This window comes from Gammaproteobacteria bacterium, from assembly GCA_034522055.1.
Taxonomy (GTDB): domain Bacteria; phylum Pseudomonadota; class Gammaproteobacteria; order JAABTG01; family JAABTG01; genus JAABTG01.
The window spans coordinates 1292854-1299740 of record JAXHLS010000006.1; the positions used below are offsets into that span (position 1 = coordinate 1292854).

General features: G+C 67.7%; 5 protein-coding genes. 2 read left to right on the plus strand and 3 right to left on the minus strand.

Annotated features, from left to right (window positions below; all coding sequences use genetic code 11):
* Positions 1–45 precede the first annotated feature (45 nt).
* Positions 46–1752 (minus strand): NAD-binding protein, encoded by a 1707-nt coding sequence (locus U5S82_24745; protein ID MDZ7754770.1) that lies wholly within the window; start codon positions 1750–1752, stop codon positions 46–48.
* Between the two features lie 65 nt (positions 1753–1817).
* Entirely contained in the window at positions 1818–2201 is a 384-nt protein-coding gene (locus U5S82_24750; protein MDZ7754771.1) for a DUF6394 family protein, read from the minus strand.
* A gap of 102 nt (positions 2202–2303) precedes the next feature.
* Here U5S82_24750 and U5S82_24755 point away from each other — a divergent pair, with 102 nt between their 5' ends.
* Together U5S82_24755 and U5S82_24760 are read left to right on the plus strand one after the other, a co-directional pair.
* A complete protein-coding gene (locus U5S82_24755; protein MDZ7754772.1) occupies positions 2304–3056 on the plus strand; it encodes a protein-L-isoaspartate(D-aspartate) O-methyltransferase in 753 nt (250 codons plus the stop codon).
* 22 nt (positions 3057–3078) lie between these two features.
* Complete coding sequence (locus U5S82_24760) at positions 3079–5565, plus strand: spermidine synthase (GenBank protein ID MDZ7754773.1); 2487 nt, start codon at positions 3079–3081, stop codon at positions 5563–5565.
* A 64-nt stretch (positions 5566–5629) separates the two neighbouring features.
* Here the strand turns inward: U5S82_24760 and U5S82_24765 are convergent, their stop codons facing one another.
* A complete protein-coding gene (locus U5S82_24765) occupies positions 5630–6592 on the minus strand; it encodes a hypothetical protein (GenBank protein MDZ7754774.1) in 963 nt (320 codons plus the stop codon).
* Between the last annotated feature and the right edge of the window lie 295 nt (positions 6593–6887).

Genomic DNA, 6887 nt, shown 5'->3' on the forward strand with positions numbered 1-6887 from the left:
CTGTGGTGAATCTTCCGGCTGCGAACATAGGATAAAGAGGCGGGATCAAACTCTCCGGCGGCGGCGCAGCCGCTGCCACACCCAGCCCTCGGGGCCGACGGCGCCGTGGAGTATGAAGTTGAGGGTTCCGAAGTGGCCGAGGCTCCAACCCAGGCGGGTGAAAGCGGCAGCGCTACCACATAACAGCAGCCGATCACCGACGTGCAGGGCGGTATCGTTGTCGGGCAACGTGGTGTACTCCTCCTCGCCCCGCTCCAGCATCAACGCGATGATGGGCAGCGGCTCCTTGCGCTCCCAGGGGTCCCGCAACAGCTGGCCCAGGGTGACGCGGTGGCCTTCCTCGATGAGGCAGTGCAGGGGCGGCGCCTGCTCCGGCGTGATGTCGATGGTGCGCACCAGGGGCACCCGGTCGTCCACCAGGGCGGAGATGCGGCTCACCAGTTGGCAGGCCCAGGCATCGTTGCGCATCAGGGCCCGCTCGGTGAACTCGTGGACCAGGGGGATGTCCAGCAGCACCCGGATGCGATCGGCGATGATGGTGCTGGGATGCATCACCATGTCCGCGTCCACCTTGTCGAACAGGGTCTTGTTGTCTTCCAGGTTCTGGCGCACGGTGACGAACAGCCGCGGATTGAGGTCCTTGGCGGTCATCACGATGGACAGGTTGTTGGCGTCGTTGTCCGTGCCCGCCACCAGGCCCACGGCCTCGGTGATGCGCGCCGCCCGCAAGGTATCGGCCTCGGTACCCCAGCCCTCTATGAGTTCGCAGTCGGGCCGGCCCGTGCGCTCCGGGGTGGCCTCCACCATCACGCAGGTGATGCCCTGCTGCTTCAGCTTCTGGTGGACGGCCTTGCCGAAGCGCCCGTAGCCGCAGATCACCCAATGACCGTCCCTCGGAGGATAGACGGGCTCCGCCACCTTGCTGTTCTCGACCCCCGTCAGCCAGCCGTTCAGCAGATAGGTACAGGGGGCATGCAGGGCCGTGGCCAGGTGGGCCGCGAAGGTGTCGAAGGGGTCGATGATGTGGTCGGTGCCGAAGGAGGCCATGTTGGCCTCCACCTCGTGGGAGTCGGCCCGGCAGATGGCCTTGACGCTGGGACGCAACAGTTTCACCCCGAGGGCGATCTGCAGGTTCACGGCATTGGAGTTGGTCAAGGCCACCACCCCCTCGCAGCGGTGATGGCCAAGCCCGGCATCGATGAGGGTCTGGGGCCGGCTGGCATCGGCGTGGAGTGTCGGCACATACTCCCGCAGGTCCTCGAGCTTCAACAGGTTGGTACGGGCCTCGTCCATATCCACCACCACCGCGTGATGGCCGTGCTCGGTGAGGGCGCTCACCAGGGCACTGCCGGTCTCGCCATAGCCGCACACCAGATAGAAGGGCGCCGTCATTCTCCTGACACGGAGCTCGAAGCGCTGGTTGCGGATGGCCTCCTGGAAGGTCCGCTCCTGGAGCAGGGACAGGATGGTGCCGAGGGCATAGATCCAGGCCACCACGGTGCCATAGATGACGATGGTCACCCACAGTCGCTGGGCATCCGTGAAGGGAAAGGGAATCTCACCGAAGCCGATGGTGGTAGAGGTGTAGCTCACCACGTAGAAGGCCTGAAAGATCCCCATGTGCCGGACGTTACCGCCGGCATCCTGTCCCGGGATCAACACCAGCCCCACCACCGCCACGGTGTAGGCCAGCACCAGGATCACCAGCGGCTGGCGCATGCGCCGCATGACCAGGAACACGATATTGTTCATGGGCTATGGGTTCATGGGCTATGGGTGCAGGGGCTATGGGGCCATGGCCGTGGCTGCATCCCCCGCTAGCGCCGCATCATCATGGTTTCCATCAACAGCAGCACCACCGACACCACGTTGGCCAGCATCGCGCCGCCGGCCAGGGAGACGATGCTCGCCATCGCCCGCGGCGTGAGTTCGCCGTCGCCGGTATAGACGGCGAGGGTCCACACCAGGGCCGCCGCCATGAGCTGCAGCACGGCCACCAGGGAGGAGGCCAGCATGACCGCCCCCATCTGGCTGCGATCGCCGAACTTCAACAGGGTGGCGATGATGTTCACCACCACGGCGGCGAAGAGCTCGTAGACGTCGTGATGATCAGGGTTGTCGATATCCCCCACGTAGAAACCGAAATTCAAGGTCAGGGCCAGCATGATGAAGAAGCCGAAGAGGACCTTTTCTGGATTCATGGATGATCTCCGCCCGTCGGGTGGCTATGGTTCTAGTGATTTGGACGAGTTCTCCGGACCACGATCCGGAGATCCGGCAACTGACAGTCTCCCAGGTGATCAATGATAGAACGCATCAATGACCGGAGCATCCCGAATCTGCCATGGCGGGCTCTGCTGCTCCTCTGCGCCTTCACGGCCACGGCGGCGGCGGCGGATTTCTCCCGCGAGCGGGAGCGACTCATGGAAGAGGTCCGTCGTGACATCGCCCAACTGCCGGAGATGCTGGACAGGCCGCGGCTGGACCCGGCGGTGGATGCCGCCATGGCCCGGGTGCCGCGCCACGAGTTCGTGCCGGCCGAGGCCAGGCGTCGCGCCTACGCCAACCGGCCCCTGCCTATCGGCCACGGCCAGACCATCTCCCAGCCCCTCATCGTCGCCCTCATGACGGACCTGCTGGATATCGACCGGGACTCCCGGGTGTTCGAGCTCGGCACCGGCTCGGGCTACCAGGCGGCGGTGCTGGCGGAGATCGTGGACCACGTGTACACGGTGGAGATCATTCCCGAGCTGGGTGAACGGGCCCGCGCCACGTTACGTGAGACGGGCTACGACAACGTCACCGTGAAGGTGGGCGACGGCTATCACGGCTGGCCCGAACACGCCCCCTTCGATGCCATCATCGTCACCGCCGCCGGCGACCACATCCCGCCACCCCTCATCGAGCAGCTCAAGCCCGGTGGGCGCATGGTGATCCCGGTGGGTAACCGCTACGCCACCCAGCAGCTCATGGTGGTCACCAAGGAGGAGAATGGCTCGGTGCGCACCCGCTCGGTGCTGCCGGTGCGCTTCGTCCCCCTGACGGGCGACCACTGAGCCCCGCCCGCGGGGAGGCGGGATGACCAGCTCGGAGCCAGCGCGCATACCCTGGGTCGCGGTGGGCCTCATATCGGCGGCCGCCCTGGCCTTCGAACTCCTGCTCACCCGCATCTTCTCCATCGTCCACTGGCATCACCTGGTGGGCATGATCGTCAGCCTCGCCCTGCTGGGCTATGGCGCCAGCGGCACCTTCCTGACCCTGCTGGGGGAGCGCGTGCGGCGATATTTCGCGCCCCTGTTCGTGGCCAACGCCCTGCTCTTCACCGTGGGCGCGACAGGCGCGGTGTGGGTGATCGCTTGGGTGCCCCTGAATCCCCTGGAACTGCCGTGGGACCGCCGCCAGCCCTTCTACCTCATGGCGGTATACGCCGCCGCCGCGGTGCCCTTCCTGGGAGCCGCCAACTGCATCGGCATGGCCCTGTCGGTGTTCGCCCGCCAAGGCCACCGCATCTATGCCGTGGATCTCGCGTGCGCCGGCCTGGGGGTAGCCGTGGTCACCGCGGCCCTCTGGCTATGGCACCCGGCCCACGTGCTGTGGCCGCTGGGCGCCAGCGGCCTCGCCGCCGCCTTCATCGGGGGATTGGAGACGGGCCTGGGACGGGGCCGGCTGGCGTTGGTCACCGCCATCGCCAGCCTCGTCACGGCGATGCTGCTGTGGCCCCTGGAGGTGGACCATGCTCCCTACAAGGTCCTGCCCCAGGCCACCGCCACTCTGGGGGCCTCGGTGGAATTGGAGAGGCCCGGCCCCATGGGCGTCCTCACGGTAGTGGCCAACGAACGGGTGCCTTTTCGTCATGCCCCCGGCCTCAGTCTCACCCACCGCGGGCCGGCGGCGGACCAGCGGGCCTTGTTCGTGGATGGCGAGGCCGCCGGCACCCTCACGCCCCTGGAAGACGGCCGGCCACCCGGATTTCTGAACCACCTGGTGTCCACCCTGCCCTACCGGCTGGTGGACCAGCCGCGGGTGCTGCTGCTCGGACTGGCGGGCAACCACGGCCTGCTCCAGGCCCTCGCCCATGGCGCCCGCACCCTGACCGCCGTGGACCCCAATCCGGCCATCGCCGACTTGCTGATCGGCGCCTACGGTGCCTACACCGGCGATCTGTTCGCGCGACCAGGCCCCAACAAGCTGGTGGTGACCGAACCCCGCAGCTACGCCCAGAGTTCTGGTCAGAGCTATGACCAGAGCCATGACCAGAGCCATGACCAGGGTGGCCGAGACTCCTACGACTTGGTGGTGATGGACCTCGGCAACGTCGGCAACGTGGGCGGGCTGCAATCCCAGGCCACCAGCTTTCGTCTCACCACCGAGGCCTTCGGGGCCTATTTGCGCCGGCTCTCGCCTGGCGGCCTGTTCGCCGTCTCCGGCAGCCTCCAGCAACCACCCCGCGAGACCCTGAAGCTGGCGGCCACCGCTCGGGAGGCCCTCCTCGCCGCGGGCCACACCGAGCCCGCCGGCCATCTCGCCATGGTCCGCAACTGGCAGCGCTTCGTCATGGTGGTGGGTGCCCGACCCCTGTCCGCCGGGATCCGCCAGGCGGTGCGGCGCTTCAGCGCCGGCCACGGCTTCGACCTGGTGGCCCTGCCCGGCATGACCCGCGACGAGGCCAACCAATACCACGTGCTGGACGGTCCCCGCTATCACGACGGCGTCGGCCGCCTGCTGGCCCCGGGGGCCGGGGCCTTCATGGAGGCCTATCCCTTCGCCATCGCCCCGGCCACGGACGATCGGCCCTTCTTCTACCGCTTCTCGCGCTGGGACAACGCGGCCGACCTGCTCCGGCTGCCGGCGGGCACGGGCTACGCCCACATGGACTGGGCCTACTGGATGGCAGTGGCCGCGCTCGTGCAGGCCCTGGTGCTGGCCCTGGTGCTGATACTCCTGCCCCTGCTGGTACTGCGCCGCAGCCGCGCGGGAGCGGGCCTCAAGCTTCGCACCGCCGCCTACTTCGCCGGCGTGGGTCTGGCCTTCCTGTTCGTGGAGATCGCCTTCATCCAGCATCTGCAGCTGCTGCTGGGGCACCCGGTCCATGCCTTCGCCGTGGTGCTGGTGAGTTTCCTGGTGTGGGCGGGGCTCGGCAGCTACCTGTCGCGCCAGCCCCTGGGCCGGCGCCGGGGGGCGTCCCTGCGCCTCCGTCTGGCCGTGGCCGTGGCGGTCATCGCCGTGCTGGCGGTGGCCTATATCCTGTGGATGCCGGCACTGGTGGAGGCGGTGCTGGGGGAGCCCTTCGCCGTGCGACTGGGTGTCGTCATGGCCCTCATCGCCCCCCTCGCCCTCGCCATGGGCATGCCCTTTCCCCTCGGGCTCGCCTTGGTGGAGGAACGCTCCGCGGATCTGCTACCCTGGGCCTGGGGCATCAACGGCTGCGCCTCGGTGGTGAGCGCCATCGCCGCCACCCTGCTGGCCATGGAGATCGGTTTCAGCGGCCTGGTGATGCTGGCTGCGGCCCTCTATCTACCCTTGCCGTGGATATTCCGGCGCTCCCCCGCACGACCGCCCCCCTGAGCCGGCGGACCCGCAGGAGGCTGGCGGCGGGCATACTCCCGGGCGATGCGTCCTGCGGCCCGCATCAGGCCGCCCGAACCTCCACGAAGCGGCGTCGCCCTCCCCACTGGTAGACTATGACGCGGTAACCCAACCACAGCACCAGCAGCGGGATGAGGAATACCTCCATCACGAACACCGCGATCTGCACCACCACTTGTTCGGGCAGTTCCTCGGCCATGCGCTGGAAACGCTCCAGCCGCTGGCCCATGTCCAGCTTGTCGAGATAGTGGCTGGCAGCCGCCTCCATTTCCATGCGCCGCTCATCGAAGAAGCGCGGCAGCCTCTCGCCGAAGAAGCGCTTGGTGTCCTGCCACGGGGTGGCCTCGGCCCCATCGGCAGCCCTCTCTTCTTCCCCATCGGCGGCGCGGGCGGGCTCCGCCCCGGGTGGAGGTGCGGCCTCGGCCAGCCCCTTCACCTCGTGGGTGGCCGTGGTGAGGGCCTCCCGGGAGGTCTCGAAATTGTGGTTCACCCGATCGAGGCCATGGAACAGATTGGCCGCCAGGGGCATCAGAGTGATGGCCAGGAAGGCCAGCGCCACCACGGAGGTGAGCCGGAACAGCCCGTCCCCGACCCGGGCCAGCCAGGGGATGCGGGGCCACAGCAGAATCAGGGAGAGGGCCATCAGGGCCGCCAGCACCAGCAGGGCCTCGGCACCCAGCATCAGCTCGCTCAGCAGCTTGACCATGAAGGCCGCGATGGAAGTGACCAGCATGACCCAGGAGAAACGCTCCACCAGGTCGTTCACCGGGTCCAGCACCTGCCCCGGCTTGACCCCGGCCCCGACGCCAACCCCGAAGCGCACCTCGGACTCCTGCAGCACCGACACGGCGGCGTTGATGCCGCGGGCTATGCCGAAGGCCACCAGGGCGCGCTGAAAGGTCTGTTCGGCGTAGGCCACCGCCGCCGGCTCGTCCCAGGCCATCCCCTGCAGCACCAGGGCCCCGACAGCCAGCAAGCCCACCACCAGCCGTCGCACCCCGGGCACGCCAGAGTACCGGCGGCGTCGCGCCCCGGACCCCATTGATTCCTTCTCTGCGTCATTCATCCGCGAATTGTACGTTCGGGCCCACCAATCCGCCACGTGCACCCCAGATCCCGCCCGCAGGCTCCAACGGCAGGCTTCCTGCACGTCACCCCGGCCTACTCCTCCTCAGCTACGCCGCCCATTCCCCATTTTCTATTCCCTATTCACCATTCACTATTCACTATTCCCCATCCGCTATCCCCCATTCCCCATTTCCCATTTCCCTTTTCCCCTTTTCCCAGCCCCCATTCCCTTC

What these genes read in the sequence shown, in the direction of transcription:
- U5S82_24755 (MDZ7754772.1), top strand. Translation starts at nt 2,304, where the DNA reads ATGATAGAACGCATCAATGACCGGAGCATCCCGAATCTGCCATGGCGG.
- U5S82_24745 (MDZ7754770.1), bottom strand. Translation starts at nt 1,752, where the DNA reads ATGAACAATATCGTGTTCCTGGTCATGCGGCGCATGCGCCAGCCGCTG.
- U5S82_24750 (MDZ7754771.1), bottom strand. Translation starts at nt 2,201, where the DNA reads ATGAATCCAGAAAAGGTCCTCTTCGGCTTCTTCATCATGCTGGCCCTG.
- U5S82_24760 (MDZ7754773.1), top strand. Translation starts at nt 3,079, where the DNA reads ATGACCAGCTCGGAGCCAGCGCGCATACCCTGGGTCGCGGTGGGCCTC.